Here is a 19,071-nt window from a genome sequence, read left to right on the forward strand (position 1 = left end):
CCCCTTTGCCGATTCGCAGCCCGCCGCCTAAAGCAGCTGGTCGAGGATGTAGTAGAGCAGATTGAACGGCTTGGCCCGGTCGGCCGCGTCGCTGCTCTCCGAGGCCGAGAGTACCGCGCCGCTACCATCGAGCAGGTTGTTAACGAAATCATCGAGCTCCAGGTTCTGCTCCTGAATGTCCGAGTTGGCGAACTCAATGATGCTGGTGCAGTGGCTCTCGTTGACCGCGCGGAACTGCGGGAAGTAGCCGCCGAAGTTGTCCAGGTTGGCCAACTGGTCGCGCAGGCGGCCGGTGTCCACATCCCACTTGGCGTGGATCAATGCCTCCTTGGTGGCGGCGTCCGGCGCATTGATGATGTCCGGGTAGAAACGCTCATAGGAATAGGACGAGTAGTTGAGATCCTTCCAGAAGTGGGTGTGGCCCATGCGGTCGCCCGGCAAGTTGCTCGCCAACGCCGGATACAGGCTGCCCAGGTCGCTGGCATTGAGCCCCGGCAGGCGGCTCTGCAGATAGGGCACAGGGCCGTCGTTCAAACCCCAGGCCGCGCGAATCTGATCCTGCAGCAGGCGCGAGGGGTACTGCGCGCTGTCGCTGCCCAGCGGCGCGCTGAATACCGGACCGGAGTCGTTGAGCAGAAAACCGCGGGTCGGCGCCATGTCCTGGCGGATGCCCACATAGTTGGTCAGGCTGCCGGCGCCACCCGCGCTGCAGCCGGTGGTAAGCAACTGCGCCGGGCGCTGCAGGTTGTTCTTCAGCCAGGCCACCACCGCCCGTGTGTTGCGCAGGCCGTTGTGATGCCAGACCAGCGGCGGCTTCTGATTCTGCGGGTCTTCGTACACCGCCACCTTGTCACCGGAATAGATGTCGCCGGTGCAGTAGGGCACGTAGATCATGTTCCAGTTCTGCGTCTTGGTCCGCGTCCAGGGGTGCAGGCGCACGACCAGCGGGCTAACCAGGCTGGCGCCGGGGTTGAGCAGGCTCATGTAGTCGTCGGGTATGCCATCGGGGTTGCGCGCCCCGCGAATACCGGTCTGCCCGGTGCAACTGGCGTAGTCCCAGCAGGCGCCGCCGCCTTCCAGGTAGATGATGGTATTGCTGGTGTTGGGTACGCGGTTGACGAAGAACTTGTAGGGCGAACCGTTGCCGCACACCGCGCCGGTCTGCGGCGCCATTTGCACGGTCTGCCAGGCGTAGTAGAGGTTGGGCTTGAAACCGGCATTGAAGCCGCCGGGGTTGTTCAGCAGCGGGTAGGGGCCGACGCTTTGCTCGGCGGTGACCTTGTTGTCCGCTGCTGGCGGCAGGGTCAGGTTGAGCAGGGTCTTCCAGAAACTGTAGTCCCCCAGCTCGGCATGAGCCGGGGTAACCAGAAGCAGCGACGTAGCAGCAATGCAGCAGGCCAGGAAGAAAGGTTTCATGGACATGTCCTCGTCTTGTTCTTGTTGTACGAGCACGGGCAACTGCCAGATGCATCCATGCGTCGCGATGATCCACTGAGTCCGGCCGGTAAACAGGGACGAAAGGCACAAGAGGCACGCTAGTACATAGCGCGAGGAAGGCCAGAAACACCCTTATATTGATTCGGGATAGAGGCGGCAAAAGAAGCTAACTGGCCCGATAGCACTGCCATCGCCGGCCATCTGCATCAGGGCAGATAAATACGAAACTCGCCGCCGCCCAGCGGGCCGCCGTTGCTGATCTGGATATGCCCACGCACGCCATTGCGCTCGTGCAGCTCGGCAATGCGCCCGGCAAAGTACAGGCCGAGGCCGGTGCTGCCGGTACTGTGGTTGAGGCTGAGCACGTAGTTGGACTGCTCGGCGAGCATGGCCGGCGGGTAGCCCTGGCCATCGTCGCAAATCGACAGCACCAGCTGCCCCGGCTCCTGCCAGGCACGCACCAGCAGCGCACTGCGCGCATAGCGGATGGAGTTGGTGATGATGTTGGCGACCACCGAGCCGAGCAGTTCCTGATCGAAGAAACCCAGCAGCTGGAAGTCCTCGACCTCGCAACGGGCGGCGATATGGCGACTCTCCAGCACTTCGTGATGACGCGCCAGCTGCGCTTCGATGAAGTCTTCCAGCTCATGGTAGGCCGGGCGCAGCGGCAGCTGGTTGACCCCCAGTTTGTAGAGGCCGAGCAACTGCACCAGCATGCCGTTGAGGCGGGCGAACTCGTACTCGATCACCCCCTGCGCACTGTTGTGGGCCAGCTCCGCCGGCAGTTGCCCCTGCCACTGGCCATGGGCCTGCATCAGCATGGCCAGGGAGTTCTTCATGTCGTGCACGGTGGAGGCGATCACCGTGGAGAAATCCAGACCTTCGCGGGCGTCGCTCATTGTTCGAAGGCCCGCCGGCGCAGCTGCTGGTAGCGCTCGTAGCGCGGGTCGCTGGAGGGAATCATGCTCACCGCGTCCAGGCACCGGCGGCACTCGTCGAGCAGATCCGGCTCTGGTTTGTCGCCGCCCAGGCGCAGCAGGGACTGCGCCGTGTTGAGGGCGATGCTGATGTTCTTTGGCTGCAACGCCAGGCCGCGACGGAACAGCTCCAGGGCATCGGCGAAGCGGCCCAGCTGGTAGACGCGGATACCCTGGCGGTTGAAGTCGACGGCCTCCTGGCCACCGGCGAGGATCTGCGGGTCGTCGGTCTGCTTGGCGACGTTCTGCATCACCGTCGGGTCGTCACCGTAGATCTCCACGCAGCTCTTCAGCAACGTCTCGCTGGCCGCCGCCTGGCCCAGCTCGCGCAGCTGGCTGGCCACCAGCAGTGCCGCATCGGCGGAAAAGAATTGCGGCAGATCGGCCATGCGCGCCACCGCCTCTTCGGTCAGTTTGGCGGCGCGCGCCGGATCACCGGACTTCTGCAGGCTCTTGGCCTGCATCAGAGTGGCGCGTACCTGCAGGGCCTTGTCCTCGCCATAGTGCTTGTCTAGTTCGCCCATGGCCTGGGCGATATCGGCCTGGGCCCGCTTGTCGAGGTTCTCCTCACCGGATTCGGCGATCAGCGCCTGGGCCATGCCCAGGTAGCTCTCCGGGCTCTTGAAGCGCGAATTGCGGCCCTGTTCCATGGCCTGGCGATAGGCCTTGGAAGCACTGCCGAAGTCTTCGTTGTCCAGCGCCAGCTTGCCCAGTTGCATCTGCCGGCGGATGGCCAGGGGCGACAGCTTCACCGCGTCCTCGAGGATTTCCTGGGCACGCTTGCTCTCACCGCGTGCGGCCAGCACAGCGGCCAGGCCGTCGTAAAGCGCCGGCAGCATGGGGAAGGTCTGCAGGGCCTGCTCGTAGAGTTCCTGGGCACGTGCCAGCTCATTGCGCGTCTGCAGCAGACTACCGAGCGCGATATAGGCCCAGGGCAAGGCGCGGTCGGCCAGTACGCCAGTGAGCAGCTTCTCCAGCTCGGCATGCCGGTTCAGCTCGCGCAGGGCGCCGGCCTGGTAGCGCTGGCACAGCGGCACCAGGCGCTTGTCCTGGCGGCTGAGGCTGTCGCAGGCGGCCAGCACGGCGGCTGGCTCCTGCTTGTCGAGCGCCTGCAGGACAGGCTTGAGCAGGGTCTTGCGCTCGACCAGCTTGTCCAGGCGCTGGGCCAGGCTGGCGCGGTTGAACGGCTTGGTCAGGTAGGCGTCCGGTTCGTGCTCCAGCGCACTGAGCACCATGGCCTGGCTGCTCTCGGCAGTGACCATGACGAAAATGCACTGGTGGCTGATCAGCTTGCCGGCGATCAGCTCCTCGAGTACCTGCTGGCCGTTCTTGCCGGTGCCCAGGTTGTAGTCGTGCAGGATGATGTCGTAGCGCTTCTGCCGGCACAGGGCCAGGGCTTCCTCGCCGCGGTCGGCGGTGTCCACGTCGCGCGCGCCGATATCGCGCAGCATGGCCTTGACCGAGCTGCGGAAGTCGGAGAAGTCATCGACGATCAGGAAGCGCGTGTTGCTGTAGTCCGCCATCGGGCAATCCTTGGGGCCGGAGAATCGATTGCTTGAGTGTAAGACAGGAAACGCCACCCTTGTCGATCCGCAGAATTACCCAGCGCGTTTCTCTCAGACGCCCATCCAGCCTGGCTCAAGGGCTGACGCTGCGGGCCTGAGCGCCCTCCAGTTCGAGCAGATTGAGGAGGAAACGGGCGAAGTAGAGCAGGTCCTGTTCCATGAACTGGCGCGCCGCCTTGGCGTCACCGGCCTCGATGGCGGTGAAGGCTTCTTCGTGGAAATCGTTGAGCCGCAGCGACAGGTCGGCACCGGTGAACAGGCGGTTGAAGAACGGCCCGATCTGCAGCCACAGCGACTCGATTGAGCGCAGCAGCACAGGGTTGCCGCAGGCGCTGTAGAGGTGCAGGTGGAACTGGCTGTTGGCATCCAGATAGGCCTGCACCTGGCGCTGCTCGATGGCCAGGTCCATGCGTGCCACGCAGTCGCGCAGCACAGCCAGGTCGGCCGGGGTCAGGCGCGGGGTGGCCAGCTCCACGGCCAGGCCTTCGAGGCCCAGGCGCACCTGGAAGATGTTCTGGTAACGCTCGCGGGTCATCGCCGGCACGCGCACCGAGCGCTGCGGCTCGCCTTCCAGCGCGCCTTCGGCCACCAGGCGCTGCAGAGCGGCACGCACCGGCATCGGGCTGGAACCCCACTGGGCGGCCAGGTCGCGGATCTTCAGCCGCTCGCCAGGCTGGAAGCGCCCGGCCAGTAGGCCTTCACGAATTCGTTGGTAGAGCTGTTCCTGCAGATTGTCGGCCATGGTCATTCACCCTTGGCCGGTGGCGCGGGCAGTTGGGCGAGGGTCAGCGAGCAGTTGCGCATGGACATTCCTTATATTGAAGAAGGCCGCGCTAGAGCGGCGCAATGCATTCTAATGGCTCACGGAGCCTTGTTCTCGATTAGGCAGTTACCGCCATCGACGACAATCACTTCGCCGGTGATATAGCTGGCCTCGCGGGAGGCCAAAAAGGCCACCGCTGCCGCCACTTCTTCCGGGCGCCCGGCGCGGCCGATCGGCGTGTATTCGGCGGCATGCCGCTCCTCCTCGGTACTGGAGCCGGTGGCAATCCAGCCCGGCGCCACGCTGTTGACCGTGACGCCCTGCTTGGCCACTTCCAGCGCCAGGCCCATGGACAGGCCGAGCATGCCGGCCTTGGCCGCGCTGTAGGCGGACTCGCCCGGGTTGCTGCCACGGGTGCCGGTGGTCGAGCTGATATTGACGATACGTCCGTAGCCGCGCGCACGCATGCCCGGCAACACGCCACGGGTGAGCAGGAAGGTGGTGGTCAGATTGCGGTTGAGCGACAGGTTCCAGGTAGCCAGGTCCATCTCGGCCAGCTCGGCGAACGGCTCCGGGCTACCCTGCATGGCCATGCCGGCGTTGTTCACCAGGATATCGATCTGCCCCCATTGCGCCTGCGCCCAGTCGACCAGTTCGGCCACCTGCTGCTCATCGGTCAAGTCGGCGGCGCGGGCACGTGCTTGAATACCTTCAGCGCACAACTCGGCAGCGCGCTGTTCGACCCGCGCGCTGCTGGCGGTGAGCAGCACGCGCACGCCCTGCTGGCCGAGGCGTCGGGCGATGGCCAGGCCGATACCGCTGTCGCTGCCGGCACCGCTGACCAGGGCCACTTGCTGTAGATTTGCCATACCTGCCACCACTTGTGATCACAAATTAAGGAAAATCTACCTCAATACCGCTCATAAGACATCTATTGACTTATTTGTGATCACAAATGAGCATGTGCAGATATTCGAACGAGGTGTTCAACATGACTGCCAGTGGTATCCGTCCATCCGCCGTAGAAGCCTTCGCCCAGCGCGAGCGTGAGCATTTTATCGCGCGCAACCCGAAATCCGTGGCCCTGGCCGAACGTGCGCGCAACTCTCTCTACGGCGGCGTGCCAATGCACTGGATGGCTGACTGGTCGACCCCGGTGCCACTGTTCGTCGAACGAGCCAAGGGCGCGCGCTTCTATGACGTCGACGGCCATGAGTACATCGACTTCTGCCTGGGCGACACCGGCACCATGTTCGGCCACTCGCCGGATCCGATCGCCAAGGCCATCGCCGAGCAGGGCAACAACGGCCTGACCACCATGCTGCCGGGCGAAGACGCAGTAGTCTGCGGCGAACTGCTGGCCGCGCGCTTCGGCCTGCCGTTCTGGCAGGTCACCGCCACCGCCACCGACTCCAACCGCTATGTGCTGCGCTGGGCCCGCGCGATTACCCAGCGCAAGACCCTGCTGGTGTTCGACGGCTGCTACCACGGCACCGTGGATGATGTGATGGTGCGCTGCATCGACGGCGAGACCGTACCGCGCTCCGGCCTGGTCGGCCAGGCCTACGACCTGACCCAGTACAGTCGTTCGGTGCCGTTCAATGACGTGGCCGCACTGGAAGCCGCGCTGGCGAAAGGTGACGTCTGCGCCTTGCTCTGTGAGCCGGCGATGACCAACATCGGCATGGTCCTGCCCGAGCCGGGCTTCATGCAGAAGTGCCGCGAGCTGACCCGTAAATACGGCGCACTGCTGATCATCGACGAGACCCACACCATCTCCACCGATATGGGTGGCTGCACCAAACTCTGGGATCTGGAGCCGGACTTCTTCGTGGTCGGCAAGCCGATTGCCGGCGGCGTGCCGTGCGGCATCTTCGGCTGCAGTGCGGCGATGGCCGAGGCCATGACCGCCGCGCGCAAACGCGCCAGCGAGGGAAGCCACGGCCACGGCCACAGCGGCATGGGCACCACATTGTCGGCCAACGCGCTGGCCATGCACTGCATGCGTGCCAACCTGGAACAGGTGATGACGCAGGCCGCCTATGACCACATGCTGCCGCTGGCCAAGCGCCTGGCCGACGGCTTCCGCAGCCTGATCGGCAAGCACGACCTGAAGTGGTCGGTGACCGAGCTGGGCGCGCGCAGCGAGTTCCAGTTCTGCCCGGTCTCACCGAAGACCGGCGCCGAGGCCGAAGCGGCGTTCCACGACGAACTGCAGATGGCCCTGCACCTGTACCTGATCAACCGCGGCATCCTGATCACCCCGTTCCACAACATGACCCTGTGCTGCCCGAGCACCACGGCGAACGATGTGGACAAGCTGATCAGCATGCTCGACCAGGCCCTGACCGAACTGCTGGCCATTCCCGGCGCCCGCGAGTAATTCACGTTCGTCGTAGCCCGGATGCAATCCGGGTTGGTCCCTTCCCGGATTACATCCGGGCTACAGATCACGCGTCACCGAACGCAATGAGGTATCCATGCAATTCGCCAATCCCCAGGAAGCCCGTGACTTCCTCGCCAAGCATCCCGAAGTGCGCAGCATCGAGCTGATGCTGATCGACGCCAACGGCATCCCGCGCGGCAAGCTGCTGCACCGCGATGAGCTGCTGGCCATCTACGAGAACGGCCGGCCGCTGCCCAGCTCGATCCTGGCGCTGACCATCCAGGGCGAGGACGTGGAAGAAAGCGGCCTGGTCTGGGAAGTCGCCGACGCCGACTGCTGGACCTACCCGCTGCCCGGCAGCCTGACCCTGCAGCCCTGGCGCGCCACACCGACCGGCCAGCTGCAGGTGAGCATGCACCCGACCCAGGGCCTGCCGGCCGCACCGGCCGATCCGCGGCATGTGCTGGTGCGCGCCATCGACCGGCTCAAGGCCGACGGTTACCACCCGGTGATGGCGGTAGAGCTGGAGTTCTACCTGCTGGATAAAACCCGCGACGCCAACGGCCGCCCGCAACCCGCGCTGCAAGCCAATGGCGTGCGCCCGCAGGCGCCGCAGGTATATGGCGTGTACGAGCTGGAGCAGCTGCAGCCGTTCCTCGACGACCTCTACGCCGCCTGCGAAGTGCAGGGTCTGCCGGTGCGCACGGCGATTTCCGAATACGCGCCCGGCCAGGTCGAGTTGACCCTGGAGCACCGCTTCGACGCGCTGCAGGCCATCGACGAAGGCGTGCGCTACAAGCGCCTGGTCAAGGGCGTAGCGAACAAGCACGGGCTGCAGGCCTGTTTCATGGCCAAGCCGTTCGGCGACCTGGCCGGCAGCGGCCTGCACATGCACGTCAGCCTGGCCGACGCCGCAGGCAACAACCTGATGGCATCCGAAGACCCGCATGGCACACCGCTGCTCAAGCACGCCATTGGCGGCATGATGGCCACGCTCAACGACGCCCTGGCGATCTTCTGCCCCAACGCCAACTCGTTCCGCCGCTTCCAGGCCAACAGCTACGCGCCACTGGCCAAGAGCTGGGGGGTGAACAACCGCACCGTGTCGTTCCGCGTACCGGGCGGCCCAGCCAAGAGCCGGCATGTCGAACACCGCATCTGCGGCGCCGACGCCAACCCCTATCTGGCGGCAGCGGCGATTCTTTCCGGCATCCATCACGGGATCAAAAACCAGATCGATCCGGGCGAAGAAATCATCGGCAACGGCTACGAGCAGGCCCGCGAGACCCTGCCGACCGACTGGCTGACCGCCCTGCGCGCCCTGGAGAACTCCAGCTGGGCCAGGGAAGCGCTGGGCGAGGACTTCCTCAAGGTGTTCCTGGCGATCAAATGGAACGAGTTCCGCCAGTTCATGGGTGAAGTCGGCGAGCAAGACTGGCGCTGGTACCTCACTCACGCCTAACCCTACGCAAAGCGCAGCCAACCCTTTGTGCAAACGGAGTCTGTAATGAGCCAACCCGTGGTACTGATCAGTGGCGCCGCCGGGGGCGTCGGCCGGGCCCTGGCCCAGCGTTTCCACCAAGGCAACTGGCGGGTCGCAGTGACCGACCAGAACGGCGCCGGCCTGGCCCAGCTCGGCCATGAGCTGCCACTTGCAGGTTCTATCACCGCCGACCTGCGCACGGCTGAGGCCTGCCGCGAGGTGGTCAGCCGGGTGCTCGGGCGCTGCGGCCGCCTGGACGCTCTGGTGAATGCCGCCGGCGTCTGGCGCGAAGGGCCGGTGGACGAGTTCAGCGAAGAGGATTTCGACCTGCTCATGGCCGTCAACCTCAAGGCGCCCTTCTTCATGTGCTCGGCGGCGATTCCCCATCTCAAGGACAGCCGCGGCGCCATCGTCAATATCTCCAGCGATGCCGGACGCCAGGGCAACCAGAACGCTGCGGCCTACTGCGCCAGCAAAGGCGGCCTGACCTTGCTCGGCAAGACCCTGGCGCTGGACCTGGCGCCCTTCGGTGTGCGCTGCAACACCGTATCGCCGGGCGATATCGACACGCCGATGCTGGCCTTCCAGGCCGAGCAATATGGCAACGGCGACCCGCTCGGCTACTACCGCAGCCTGCTGGCCAAGTATCCCCAGGGTGAGACCGCACGCTTCGTCCAGCCCAGCGAGGTAGCCGAACTGGTGTACTTTCTCTGCCAGCCCACGGCGGCAGCCATCACCGGCGCCGACCTAGCCATCGACCTGGGCCTGTCGGCCGGCAAGTAAGCCCGCGACTAGAACCTCGCCGCGCTGCTGGTCTTGTAGTAGCGCCCGGCGACGCTGATACCGGCGCCGCCATAGGCCTGGCACTCCTCGCCAAAGGCCTCCAGCACGCGCATGTCGGCGCCATTCCACAGCAGCTCCACCGCGCACCCCGCCGCCAGCCCGGCTTCATTCAGGCTGAAGTGCGGGCCTGTGCCGCTGATGCTGCCATTCAGCTCGCCGATGGCTGCCGGGCCGTATTCCTCGATCTGCGCACCGGCCCGCAAGGGGCTGAAGAACACCCGGTAGCCATTGCCCTGGCGCTGGATATCCAGGCTGCTCCACGCCCCCTGGCCGGCATAGCGCAGGTAGTGCCCCTCGACCGTCGCGGCCAGCGCCGGGTAGTCCAAGGCAGCGGCGAGCTTGCCCATATTGTGCCGCGTCGCCGGCCCCTGCAGGCCATTGTCCAGCGCCACTTCCAGCCAGGCGCGGGCCATGCCGGGATCGCCGGCCTTGAGGTTGGCCAGCAGCAGATTGTTCAGTGCCAGCTCCTGCTGTGCCGCGTCACCCTCCTCGGAACGTCGCAGTTGCCGTTCGAATGCCGCAATGGCCTCGCTGTAGCGTCCCGCCTGGTAGGCGGCGCTGCCGGCCTGGTTGCATTGGGCAGCGCTGTCGCACGCCTGCTCTGCCGCAGTGCACAGAGCGCCGAAAGGGAGCAACACCAGCAAACCGTAACAGCGCAGGATGAACATGAGGTCAACCTCCTGAAAGGGCAACGGCCCAGCTTAGCGGGTGGCGCGTGCCCCCGGCATGCAGCCAGCCCGGCGGCCACAAACTTGCATGCCCAGCCGCGCTGGTGCGGCGAAGATCGAGAGCAGCACCTATAACAACAAGCAGACCCCCGCAGGACTGCATGCGCCAGCACATACCTTATCTGCCTATGAGAAACGCATGGAACTTGGAACCAACAAACTGTCGATGACAGTGCTGATGACCCCGGATATGGCCAATTTTTCCGGGAAAGTCCACGGCGGCACCCTGCTCAAGTACCTCGACCAGGTCGCCTATGCCTGCGCCAGCCGCTATGCCGGCAGCTACGTGGTGACCCTGTCGGTGGATCAGGTGATCTTCCGCGAACCGATCAATGTCGGCGAGCTGGTGACCTTCCTCGCCTCGGTCAACTACACCGGGCGCACCTCGATGGAGATCGGCATCAAGGTGATCACCGAGAACATCCGCGAACGCTCGGTGCGCCACACCAACAGTTGCTTCTTCACCATGATCGCCGTGGACGACAACGGCCAGTCGCAGATGGTACCGACCCTGCAGCCGGCGACGGCCGACGAGCAGCGCCGGTTCGCCCAAGCCCAGCAACGCCGGGCCATCCGCGAAGAGCTGGAGCAGCGCTATCGGGTACTGAACGCCGAAGGCTAGATAGCGACTGCGATCGCGTAGGCTGCCCCCGGCGCAATGCCGGGGCGCACCCCCTCAACCCGGCACCACCTCGGCCTGCCGGCGCAGCGACCACAGCCACTCCAGCGCCCAGATCAGCAGCAGCGAAGCACCTACCAGCGGGAACAGCACGCCGAGCAGCAGCATTATCGCCACCCCGCCTTTCCACAGCGGCAGGTCATGCCGCAGCGGCGGCACACCGAAACGCCCCTGCGGACGTCGCTTCCACCACATCACCAATCCGCTGAGCGAGCCCAGCAGGATCAGCAGGCAAACGCCGAGCATGACCAACTGGTTGGCCAGGCCGAACAGCTTGCCCTCGTGCAGCATTGCCCCGCTCTCCACCGTGCGCGCCACCAGGCCGTAGTCGGCCCAGCGGATATCGGCCAGCACCTGGCCGCTGTACTGATCGAGATGCAGGGTGGCGTCATGCCGCGGGTCGTCGGCGAACAGAGCGACGGTGAACACACCGGTTTCATCTGCCGGCAGGGTCACACTGTAGCCGGGGGCCACGCCGAGGCGATTGGCTGTGTCGACCACCTGTTGCAGGGCGATGCGTCCACTGGCCGCCGGCGCCACGCCAGCCTCGGCGTGGTGCGCAGCATGGCCGGTGGAAACCGGCAGCGGGGTGTTTTCCACCGCCCAGGCCACGGTCTGATCCGCCGCACTGTTGAGGCTGCGTGCCTGCACGGTCGAGGTCGGCACATCGGTCCACATCGCCGCCGGGAAGTGGTTCCAGGCGCCGGCGAATTTCTCGCCCCAGAAACCGGTCCAGGTCATCCCGGTGAGCAACATGAACAACAACAGGGCGCTGCCCCAGAAGCCACTGACCGCATGCAGGTCGCGCCACAGCAGACGCCCACGGGCAGACAGGCGCGGCCACAAGACACCGGCGCCACCCTGGCCGCGTGGCCACCAGAGGTACAGGCCGGACACCACCAGCACCACGCCCCAGCCGGCGGCCAGCTCGATCAGCCGATCACCGACAGTGCCGATCAGCAGCTCACCGTGCAGGGCGCGGGCGATGGCCTGCAGGTTGTCCTGGGCATCCTGCGTGCCGAGTACGGCGCCACTGTAGGGATCGAGGAACAGGTTGAGTTTGCGCCCATCCAGGGTGGCAACGAACTGCGCGCTGCGATCGGCGGCGGGCGCTGGCAGGTACTGGCTGACCTGCGCCTGCGGGTAGGCCTGCTGCAGGCGCTGCAACTGCGCATCGGCGGACAGCGCCGCGCCGCCCGGCTGCACGTTGAGCAGCTCGGGGTACATCAGCTGGTCGAGCTGCGGCTTGAACAGGTAGACGATGCCGGTCAGCGCAAGCATCAGCATGAACGGGATGACGAACAGGCCAGCATAGAAGTGCCAGCGCCAGGCCAGGTTGTAGAAAGACGGGGTGCGTACAGTCATGGAGCAGTTGCCTCGTATCGAACAGCTTCGGCGCCAGCGCCCGCTGGACGGGGCGGCGGCACGGTACGCCAACGGCCATGCAGAAGCGGGGCACGCGGGCGGGACACAAGCGAATCAGCTCGACAGAACGGGCGGCGCGCGTGGATGAGAGGCGGGAAAAGGCGGTGCGGCGTGCGGCACCGCGACTTGGCGCTGCACCACAGGCACGGCGGCCAGCGGGGCGCGGGCCAGCGCCGGTGGCAGGCTGGAGGTCAGCGCCGGCGAGGTGAACAGCAGGGTGCAGTAACCACACTTGGCCCACAGCGCATCGTGGTCGCCGGCCGCGTGCGAACTGCCATCCTCGGCCGCGCAACTCAGCTCGCTCATCCAGCCCGGCACGGCGCCCTGCTCCGCCGGCACCAGCGCCTGCGACAACAACGGGCCGAATGCCAGCAGGAACATGGCCAGCAGGGCGAGGCGGATGCCGGAGCCTGTAGGTCTGCAGTGGGTCAACGGGTTACTCGGCTGGCCGGGGGAGAAAGTGGCGCCATGCTAAACCAGCAGCAGTGCGGGCAGAAGCATAGCCAAGGAAAGGCTACCGGCCATCAGAGCTGCACGCAGCGCCCAAAATCCTTCTGTGGCAACGGCCCGTCGAAACACAGACGGTTCTGCTCATCGAGGCGCGGCGGCTGCTTGGCGTAATACGGATTGCCGCGGTGCCGCAGCGCAGCCAGCTGTGCTGCCGTCACGGGCCCGGACGGCAGTTGCAGACTCAGGTTGACCAGCTTGATCTTGCTGTCGAGGTCCTGCACCCGGCCGACATATTCGACGAAGTCGGCACCGGCAATATCCAGCAGGATATTGCCGACACGGTTGCGCAGACCGGTATTGGGCACTGGCAGCTGAGGTCTTTTTTTCACCAGTGCGGCGAAGACCGCGGGTTCGGTGCGTGACAACTGGATCACCTGGCGATGGGGCAGCAGGCTGGCATTGATAGTCATCTGCGGTTTGTAGTCGAGCCACAGCGAAGCCTCTTCCAGCAGCGACGGAATATCCTCCTCGCGCAGGTTCTCCAGCATCACCGCACCGAGCAGAAACTCGCGCTGCATGGCCAGGACCAGAGAACGCTCGGCCGGCCTCAACTTAACCAACGGGGTGGGCTGCGGCACCAGCTCCGCGCGATGCAGGCGCACCAGCCACTCCAGGTTGCGGTTGAGCATGGCCACCAGGGTCATCTTCATGACCAGCTGATCGGCCTTGCCCAGTTGGCGGCGTATGCCCGCCTGATCCTCCTCCAGCAAGGCCAGCGCAACCTTGCCCTCACCAGCCAACGCCAGCTGCAGGGCCTGCAAGCTCAGCAGCTGCTGGGCGCGCGCCAGGTACAGCAGCGGCGGCAATGGTTCGGCCAGCCCTGGCGAACTGAGCGTGCGGTAGTCCTGCAAGCGCAGAAAATAGCGATAGCGGCTTAGCAATGCCGCGTGTTCGGCCAGTACCTGGGGCAAGCGCTCCTGACGTTGCAGCAGGCTGGTAAAGCAGCTGGGCGCCTCGATCGAACAGAACTCGGCACCAGCAGGCAGGATCAAGCTGGCTTGCGCCGCAGGCTTGAAGCCCTGCACCGGGCCATGGCTCGCCAGCCACTGTTCGTAGGCCTGCAGCCGGGCCGCGCCCAGGGCTGCCGGCGAATGCCGCAACGGTGCATCCAGCCCGGCCAGGAACACATAGGCGGCGCTCTGTGTCGGCTGGCTGCGCGCCTGCTCCAACCATTGCTGCACTTCGGCACTGGGCGGCTCGTCGCGCAACCAGAGGTAGGCACCACCGGCACAGCCCAGCACCAGGCATAGCCCGCACAGCCACTTGATCACCCGCATATCCACCCTCGTCTCAGCACTGCGCGGACGCTAACCAACAACACCGCTGATCGCAAGCTGGGCTGAGCGCGATCAACAGGATCGGTTAAGCTGCCTGGGTTAACGCTGGAGTTGTCATGCTGAGCCTGACCGATCTGACCCTGCTGCTGTTGTGTGCCGCCATCGCCGCCTGGTTCTGGCGCGGCCACGGTATTCGCGAGCGTGCCCTGGAGCTGGTCAAGCGCCACTGCGCCAAGCTGGATATCGAGCTGCTCGACGGCAACGTCGCCCTGCGCCGCCTGGCGCTACTGCGCGATGCCCGTGGCAATCGCCGCCTGGCCCGGCTCTACGATTTCGAGTTCACCGTTACCGGCGAGCAGCGCCTGAGTGGCAGCATCAGCATGTTTGGTCAGCAGCTCGGGCGCATCGATCTGGACGCCCATCCATTCCAGGCGCCAGCCGCCTTCGATGACAAGGTGATCCAGCTGGACGACTGGCGGCGCAATCACCCGAAGGCACCCGAGCAGCGGCGCATCGACTGAGAACCTGTCCATGCGACCCGGCCATGTCGATGTTCAGCGCAAAGTTGTACAGCCGGCATCCTGCTCCAGCCAGCCGAGCCACCAACCGATACCCGGCTGCAGGGCATCGGCCCAGCCCGTCTTGCCATACAGCGTACACCCCGGCCCTTTTCCTGCCGGCTGATGGCGCGCACCCGTGCCTGCACGTGGGGTGATGGCGCGCTAAAGCGGAGCGCCGCCGGACTGCGCAAGCCGGGCGCGTATCTGCTGCCAGTGTTCGCTACAGGCATAGGTCATCGGCCAGCGCAGCAGCCGACACTTGCCGCGGTGCCAACGTCCGCGCTGCTGGTTACGGCCGCACTCCTCACGTAGCCACTGCGGGTCGAAACCGCTCCACTCGCCGGCCACACTCCAGGCATTGCGCCAGACCACCGGCGCCACTTCGTAGTAGAAAATCTGCTCCAGCTCGGCAAGCGGCAGGCCGCTGTCACGCAGGGTGCACACGATGGCGTCGAGCGTCGTGGCAGTGATTTCGGTATCCAGCCACAGATCGGCCAGCGCCAACCAGACGGCCTCGCGACTGGCCGGCATCTCAGCTGCGCTGCAGGAGGAAGTCGAGCACCCGCTGCGCGGTCTGCGCCGGTTTCTCCTGCATGAAGCAGTGCCCGCCCTCGACTTGCTGCTCGCGCACTGCCGGGTTGCTCGCCGCCAGACGCTTCGCCGACTTGCCGACGAACGGGTAACTCTTGACCCCGTGCAGCAGCAAGGTCGGCGTATGCACCTTGGCCAGCGATGGCCACAGGCGTTTGGGGAAGGAGCTGAAGATATCCACCTCGCGGCTGGGCCGGCATTTCAGCTCGACGCCGCCTTCGGCCACATCTTTCAGCGCATGGTCGACATAGGCCTGCAGGGCCTCGTCGGTCCAGCCGCGGAAAATGCCGCGGCCTTGCAGCAGGGAAAACGCCGTGGCGCGATCCGGCCAGTGCTTGCGCCGCGCCGCCGACTTCTTCGCCATGACATTGCGCCGGTGCAGGCCGAGCAGTTCGGACAGGCCCATGACGCCGATCATCGGCGGGCTGAACAGAACCGGATCGAGCAGCACCGCACGCTGAAACAGCTGCGGATGGTGCGCCAGGATCAGACTGGTCAGCACGCCGCCGAAACTATGGCCGAGGGCAAAACGCGGCACCGCGCCGAAGATCCCGAGGCCGGCCTCGAAGGCCTCCACAGCCAGCTCGGCGCTGCGGTTCCAACCATGGAAACGGCCACCGTGTTCAGTTTCACCGTGGCCCTGGACATCGCACAGCCACAGGTCGAAATGCTCGGCCAGCAGCGCCAGCATGGGCTCGTAGGTGCGCCCGCAAAATCCGTTGCCATGCAGGAAGTGCAGCAAGGGCTTGCCCGAAGGCGCGCTGTGCCAGCCGGTCAGGGTGAAGCCGGCGGAACTCGGGTGGGACCAGGGGAGCAGGTGCATGGGGAAGGCCGCAGAGAAAGTCTGCGGCTAGTGTACCCAGCAGGCTTGAGCGCGTCAGGCGGGTAAAGTCGCCGAATGCTCGGCAATAAAGCCATCCAATAGCCGATTCAGCGCCTCGGGCTGATCCAGCGGGGTGGCATGCCCCGAATCGGCGATCACCTCCAGGCGGGCGTTGCGCAACTGCGCTACATAGGCCTGCTTGTAGGCCAGCGGGGTGTAGTCGCGATCACCGGCCACCACCAGCAAGGGTGTCTCCACCGCCTGCACCGCCGGCAGGCTCGACCAGCCGGGGATCGCCCGCATGGCATGCATATAAGAGGTCTGCTCGTTGCCGGCGATGCGTTGGGTCACCAGTTCGCGCAGGGCCTGCTGTTCGGGTTTGGGGAACAGCTTGCCGGCGAGCATGCGCGCCAGCCCCGGCAGGCCGAACAGGCGCACCAGGCTCAGGCGCAACCAGACCTGCAGGCGAATGCGCCAGGAGTCGACGATGAAACTCGGCGCGCTGTTGATCACCACCGCGGCGCGCACCAGCTGCGGCTGATCGGCGAGCAACTGGAAGGTCAGCATGCCGCCCATGGAGATACCGACCAGGATGCACGGCTGAATCTGCTTGGCGCGAATGAAGTCGGCAATGTCCGCGGCCAGCTCGGCCATGCTCACCGGCGCGCGCAGCGGTTCGCTCTGGCCATGGCCACGCACATCGAGGGCGAAGACCTGGCAATAACGCGCCAAGTGCTCGATCTGCGGTTGCCAGTCGAGTAGCGAAGAGCCCAACCCGTGCAACAGCAGCACCGCGTCACCCTGACCCTGGCTGATATAGGCAAAACGCCCACCGGGCAAGTTTATATAGTCCATATCCAGAAACTTCCCTTGAATAATAAATGGCCGCGAAAGTTCGTTACCCGGAAAGTCCGGATAATTAAAAAGTTGCACTCTTGGATAACTAATTAATTGTCTTAGCGGATAAATCCGGCTATTTGCCTTGCCCTGGCAAACCCCCTAGAATCGTGCCGCGCCAGCTCGAGAATGGATCATGTACAGCATTACCAGCCCCACCCAGGCACGCAGCAAGAAAGCCCTTGAGCGCTTTCTCAATGTTGCCGCCGAACTGCTGGCGAACAATCAGTTCGAGGAAACCGGTATTTCCCAGGTCGCCCAACTCGCCGAATCCTCGGTGGGCACCTTCTACCGTCTGCTCGGCGACAAGGACATGCTGCTGTACGCCGTGCACGACCGCTTCGTCGAGCAGAGCCGGCTGGCCATCGACAGCCTGGTGGCCGAGCTCGGCAGCCAGGACCTGTCCCTCGAGGCGCAGATCGAAAGCCTGATCCAGGGCATGATCCGCCTGTTCAACGGCAGTGAAGGCCTGCTCCGTGCCCTGATCCGCCGCAGCTCGGCCGACCTGCAGTTCCGCCAGCGCTTCCACCAGCTCAACGCCTACATCGGCCAGACCTTCTGCCGCATCGCCCTGGCGCGCCGCAGCGACATCGGCCACCCGCATCCGGAACAGGCCGCCGACCTGGCCGCGCACATGCTGCTCGCCGGGATGAACTACTTCACCATGGTCGGCAGCCTCGGCGTGACCCCCCGGGAAGTTGTTCCCGGGGAACTTTCGCGGCTGATCTGCAATTACCTGGAAGTTACCCACGCCTAACGTCGACTGTCGCGGCGTAATTGCGCCGGGGTGAAGTCCGTCGGTTTAAGGGCAATATCAAACTGATCCGCCGGCTCTTCATTGGACAATATGCCAATCACATAGCGGCCACCGATCAAGTCATATACCGCATCGCCCTTGGTCCAGATCAGCGGCTGGTCATACATGTTGATGGTGTAGGACTCGCCGAGGCGCCAGAGGTTGTCGCGGTTATCGTAGTGGTCGACCACCAGGATCTGGTAGCTGTCCTCGTCGAAATAGAAGTCGCGCTGCTTGTACTGATGGCGTTCGCCGGCCTTCAACGTGGCGCGCACATGCCACACGCGGTGTAGCTCGTAGCGCAGCAGGTCGGGGTTGACGTGGCCGGCCTTGACGATGTCGCTGTACTTGTTGGTCTTGGCGGCGAAGCGGTAGTTGTTATAAGGCACATACAACTCTTCCTTGCCCATCAGTTTCCAGTCGTAGCGATCCGGCGCGCCGGAGAACATGTCGAAGTTGTCGGTGGTGCGCATGCCTTCGGAGGCCGTGCCGGGCGAGTCGTAGGCCACGTTCGGCGTGCGTCGCACACGGCGCTGGCCAGCGGCGTAGAGCCAGGCCAGGCGGGGTTCCTTGACCTGGTCGACGGTCTCGTGGACCAGCAGCTCGGTACCCGCCAGACGCGCCGGCGCCAGCACTGACTGGCGGAAGTAGAACAGCACGTTGCCGTTGTCCTTGCTGGCGTCGCCGGCGTCCTGGTTGAACAGGAACAGGTCCTCGATCTGGGTCATGAAGTAGTCGCCGCTGGCATGCGGCACCGCCTGGGCGTAGTAGCGTTTGACGCTGTCGCCGCGGTAACGCACCAGGTGGTTCCACAGCACTTCCAGTGCCGACTGTGGAATCGGGAAAGGCGTGGCGGTCTTGAAGTCGGCGATGCCGTTGCCGTCCGCGATCAGCTTGGCGCTGGTGGCGTTGGCCTTGATCGCCGCATACACCTTGTCCGGGTAGGAGGCCGAGCGGCGGGTCGGGTAGACCTGCAGTTTCCAGCTATCCGGATAGCGCGCCAGCATGGCCCGCTGGCCCGGGCTGAGCTGCTGGCTGTACTGCGCGGCATTGGCGTGGCTGATGCTGAACAGCGGCTGGTCGGCGGCGAACGGGTCCTTGTAGCCGGCTACGGGGTCGAAAGCATCGCTGCGCGGCGCCAGGCCACCGTCCCAGGCGGGAATGGTGCCGGCGGCATTGCCGGCCTTCTCGGCGCCCAGCGGGGTGAGGTCCTGACCCAGGCGCGCGGCCTGTTCGGCACTGACTTGCGCCTGCACCAGGGGCGCGGCCAGGAGCATGGCGACCAGCAAACCGCTGTGGAGAAATCCTGTCTTGTACATGTCGGTTCGTCC

Annotated in this window: 19 protein-coding genes; 6 read left to right on the plus strand and 13 right to left on the minus strand. The window is 65.1% G+C overall.

Annotation, left to right across the window (positions count from 1 at the left end; translation table 11 throughout):
* Positions 1-27: 27 nt before the first annotated feature.
* The 5 genes from H3H45_RS04580 to H3H45_RS04600 all read right to left on the minus strand — a co-directional run bounded on the left by H3H45_RS04580 (position 28) and on the right by H3H45_RS04600 (position 5,611).
* Positions 28-1,416: a pectin acetylesterase-family hydrolase gene (locus H3H45_RS04580; protein WP_182832538.1), complete on the minus strand. Its 1,389-nt coding sequence runs from the start codon at positions 1,414-1,416 to the stop codon at positions 28-30.
* Positions 1,417-1,643: 227 nt separating this feature from the next.
* Positions 1,644-2,336: a sensor histidine kinase gene (locus H3H45_RS04585; protein ID WP_182832539.1), complete on the minus strand. Its 693-nt coding sequence runs from the start codon at positions 2,334-2,336 to the stop codon at positions 1,644-1,646.
* Complete coding sequence (locus H3H45_RS04590; protein ID WP_182832540.1) at positions 2,333-3,937, minus strand: tetratricopeptide repeat-containing response regulator; 1,605 nt, start codon at positions 3,935-3,937, stop codon at positions 2,333-2,335. The genes H3H45_RS04585 and H3H45_RS04590 overlap by 4 nt, the downstream gene beginning before the upstream one ends.
* Before the next feature lie 115 nt (positions 3,938-4,052).
* Positions 4,053-4,721: a GntR family transcriptional regulator gene (locus tag H3H45_RS04595; RefSeq protein ID WP_182832541.1), complete on the minus strand. Its 669-nt coding sequence runs from the start codon at positions 4,719-4,721 to the stop codon at positions 4,053-4,055.
* A 119-nt stretch (positions 4,722-4,840) separates the two neighbouring features.
* Positions 4,841-5,611 carry an SDR family NAD(P)-dependent oxidoreductase gene (locus H3H45_RS04600; protein ID WP_182832542.1) on the minus strand — a complete coding sequence of 257 codons (771 nt, stop codon included), beginning with the start codon at positions 5,609-5,611 and terminating at the stop codon, positions 4,841-4,843.
* 122 nt (positions 5,612-5,733) lie between these two features.
* On the opposite strand from H3H45_RS04600, the gene H3H45_RS04605 reads away from it, so the two are divergent.
* The 3 genes from H3H45_RS04605 (at position 5,734) to H3H45_RS04615 (ending at position 9,394) form a co-directional block, all read left to right on the plus strand.
* Positions 5,734-7,125 (plus strand): aspartate aminotransferase family protein, encoded by a 1,392-nt coding sequence (locus tag H3H45_RS04605; protein WP_182832543.1) that lies wholly within the window; start codon positions 5,734-5,736, stop codon positions 7,123-7,125.
* A 97-nt stretch (positions 7,126-7,222) separates the two neighbouring features.
* The gene (locus H3H45_RS04610) at positions 7,223-8,590 is read left to right on the plus strand and encodes a glutamine synthetase family protein (protein ID WP_182832544.1); all 1,368 of its coding nucleotides are present in this window, start codon (positions 7,223-7,225) and stop codon (positions 8,588-8,590) included.
* Positions 8,591-8,635: 45 nt separating this feature from the next.
* On the plus strand, positions 8,636-9,394 hold the full coding sequence (locus tag H3H45_RS04615) for an SDR family NAD(P)-dependent oxidoreductase (protein ID WP_182832545.1): 759 nt from the start codon (positions 8,636-8,638) through the stop codon (positions 9,392-9,394).
* 8 nt (positions 9,395-9,402) lie between these two features.
* Here the strand turns inward: H3H45_RS04615 and H3H45_RS04620 are convergent, their stop codons facing one another.
* Positions 9,403-10,122, minus strand: coding sequence for a tetratricopeptide repeat protein (locus tag H3H45_RS04620; RefSeq protein WP_235983347.1), 720 nt, complete (start codon positions 10,120-10,122; stop codon positions 9,403-9,405).
* Between the two features lie 199 nt (positions 10,123-10,321).
* On the opposite strand from H3H45_RS04620, the gene H3H45_RS04625 reads away from it, so the two are divergent.
* Entirely contained in the window at positions 10,322-10,804 is a 483-nt protein-coding gene (locus H3H45_RS04625) for an acyl-CoA thioesterase (protein ID WP_182832546.1), read from the plus strand.
* 54 nt (positions 10,805-10,858) lie between these two features.
* Here H3H45_RS04625 and H3H45_RS04630 read toward each other — a convergent pair whose 3' ends face one another.
* The 3 genes from H3H45_RS04630 to H3H45_RS04640 form a co-directional block, all read right to left on the minus strand.
* Positions 10,859-12,226 (minus strand): PepSY-associated TM helix domain-containing protein, encoded by a 1,368-nt coding sequence (locus tag H3H45_RS04630; RefSeq protein WP_182832547.1) that lies wholly within the window; start codon positions 12,224-12,226, stop codon positions 10,859-10,861.
* Positions 12,227-12,340: 114 nt separating this feature from the next.
* Positions 12,341-12,718, minus strand: coding sequence for a DUF2946 domain-containing protein (locus tag H3H45_RS04635; RefSeq protein ID WP_182832548.1), 378 nt, complete (start codon positions 12,716-12,718; stop codon positions 12,341-12,343).
* A gap of 92 nt (positions 12,719-12,810) precedes the next feature.
* The gene (locus H3H45_RS04640) at positions 12,811-14,073 is read right to left on the minus strand and encodes a hypothetical protein (protein ID WP_182832549.1); all 1,263 of its coding nucleotides are present in this window, start codon (positions 14,071-14,073) and stop codon (positions 12,811-12,813) included.
* A gap of 116 nt (positions 14,074-14,189) precedes the next feature.
* Between H3H45_RS04640 and H3H45_RS04645 the strand changes: the two genes are divergently transcribed.
* Positions 14,190-14,594 carry a DUF3301 domain-containing protein gene (locus tag H3H45_RS04645; RefSeq protein ID WP_182832550.1) on the plus strand — a complete coding sequence of 135 codons (405 nt, stop codon included), beginning with the start codon at positions 14,190-14,192 and terminating at the stop codon, positions 14,592-14,594.
* Between the two features lie 201 nt (positions 14,595-14,795).
* Here the strand turns inward: H3H45_RS04645 and H3H45_RS04650 are convergent, their stop codons facing one another.
* From H3H45_RS04650 to H3H45_RS04660, 3 genes are read right to left on the minus strand one after another with little or no spacing between them, the layout of a single operon-like run.
* On the minus strand, positions 14,796-15,164 hold the full coding sequence (locus H3H45_RS04650) for a DUF7079 family protein (protein ID WP_182832551.1): 369 nt from the start codon (positions 15,162-15,164) through the stop codon (positions 14,796-14,798).
* A 1-nt stretch (position 15,165) separates the two neighbouring features.
* Complete coding sequence (locus tag H3H45_RS04655) at positions 15,166-16,047, minus strand: alpha/beta fold hydrolase (RefSeq protein ID WP_182832552.1); 882 nt, start codon at positions 16,045-16,047, stop codon at positions 15,166-15,168.
* Positions 16,048-16,101: 54 nt separating this feature from the next.
* A complete protein-coding gene (locus H3H45_RS04660) occupies positions 16,102-16,902 on the minus strand; it encodes an alpha/beta fold hydrolase (RefSeq protein WP_182832553.1) in 801 nt (266 codons plus the stop codon).
* A 178-nt stretch (positions 16,903-17,080) separates the two neighbouring features.
* Here H3H45_RS04660 and H3H45_RS04665 point away from each other — a divergent pair, with 178 nt between their 5' ends.
* Entirely contained in the window at positions 17,081-17,701 is a 621-nt protein-coding gene (locus tag H3H45_RS04665) for a TetR/AcrR family transcriptional regulator (RefSeq protein WP_182832554.1), read from the plus strand.
* Here the strand turns inward: H3H45_RS04665 and H3H45_RS04670 are convergent.
* Positions 17,698-19,059: a DUF1329 domain-containing protein gene (locus H3H45_RS04670; RefSeq protein ID WP_182832555.1), complete on the minus strand. Its 1,362-nt coding sequence runs from the start codon at positions 19,057-19,059 to the stop codon at positions 17,698-17,700. The genes H3H45_RS04665 and H3H45_RS04670 overlap by 4 nt on opposite strands.
* Positions 19,060-19,071: the final 12 nt, after the last annotated feature.

Source organism: Aquipseudomonas guryensis (assembly GCF_014164785.1).
GTDB classification, from domain to species: domain Bacteria; phylum Pseudomonadota; class Gammaproteobacteria; order Pseudomonadales; family Pseudomonadaceae; genus Aquipseudomonas; species Aquipseudomonas guryensis.

Excerpts from the sequence above, each read along its gene's own strand:
- H3H45_RS04645 (WP_182832550.1), top strand. The coding sequence starts at position 14,190 with ATGCTGAGCCTGACCGATCTGACCCTGCTGCTGTTGTGTGCCGCCATC.
- H3H45_RS04605 (WP_182832543.1), top strand. The coding sequence starts at position 5,734 with ATGACTGCCAGTGGTATCCGTCCATCCGCCGTAGAAGCCTTCGCCCAG.
- H3H45_RS04650 (WP_182832551.1), bottom strand. The coding sequence starts at position 15,164 with ATGCCGGCCAGTCGCGAGGCCGTCTGGTTGGCGCTGGCCGATCTGTGG.
- H3H45_RS04595 (WP_182832541.1), bottom strand. The coding sequence starts at position 4,721 with ATGGCCGACAATCTGCAGGAACAGCTCTACCAACGAATTCGTGAAGGC.
- H3H45_RS04620 (WP_235983347.1), bottom strand. The coding sequence starts at position 10,122 with ATGTTCATCCTGCGCTGTTACGGTTTGCTGGTGTTGCTCCCTTTCGGC.
- H3H45_RS04615 (WP_182832545.1), top strand. The coding sequence starts at position 8,636 with ATGAGCCAACCCGTGGTACTGATCAGTGGCGCCGCCGGGGGCGTCGGC.
- H3H45_RS04600 (WP_182832542.1), bottom strand. The coding sequence starts at position 5,611 with ATGGCAAATCTACAGCAAGTGGCCCTGGTCAGCGGTGCCGGCAGCGAC.
- H3H45_RS04660 (WP_182832553.1), bottom strand. The coding sequence starts at position 16,902 with ATGGACTATATAAACTTGCCCGGTGGGCGTTTTGCCTATATCAGCCAG.
- H3H45_RS04580 (WP_182832538.1), bottom strand. The coding sequence starts at position 1,416 with ATGAAACCTTTCTTCCTGGCCTGCTGCATTGCTGCTACGTCGCTGCTT.
- H3H45_RS04590 (WP_182832540.1), bottom strand. The coding sequence starts at position 3,937 with ATGGCGGACTACAGCAACACGCGCTTCCTGATCGTCGATGACTTCTCC.
- H3H45_RS04655 (WP_182832552.1), bottom strand. The coding sequence starts at position 16,047 with ATGCACCTGCTCCCCTGGTCCCACCCGAGTTCCGCCGGCTTCACCCTG.
- H3H45_RS04610 (WP_182832544.1), top strand. The coding sequence starts at position 7,223 with ATGCAATTCGCCAATCCCCAGGAAGCCCGTGACTTCCTCGCCAAGCAT.
- H3H45_RS04625 (WP_182832546.1), top strand. The coding sequence starts at position 10,322 with ATGGAACTTGGAACCAACAAACTGTCGATGACAGTGCTGATGACCCCG.
- H3H45_RS04630 (WP_182832547.1), bottom strand. The coding sequence starts at position 12,226 with ATGACTGTACGCACCCCGTCTTTCTACAACCTGGCCTGGCGCTGGCAC.
- H3H45_RS04640 (WP_182832549.1), bottom strand. The coding sequence starts at position 14,073 with ATGCGGGTGATCAAGTGGCTGTGCGGGCTATGCCTGGTGCTGGGCTGT.
- H3H45_RS04670 (WP_182832555.1), bottom strand. The coding sequence starts at position 19,059 with ATGTACAAGACAGGATTTCTCCACAGCGGTTTGCTGGTCGCCATGCTC.
- H3H45_RS04585 (WP_182832539.1), bottom strand. The coding sequence starts at position 2,336 with ATGAGCGACGCCCGCGAAGGTCTGGATTTCTCCACGGTGATCGCCTCC.
- H3H45_RS04665 (WP_182832554.1), top strand. The coding sequence starts at position 17,081 with ATGTACAGCATTACCAGCCCCACCCAGGCACGCAGCAAGAAAGCCCTT.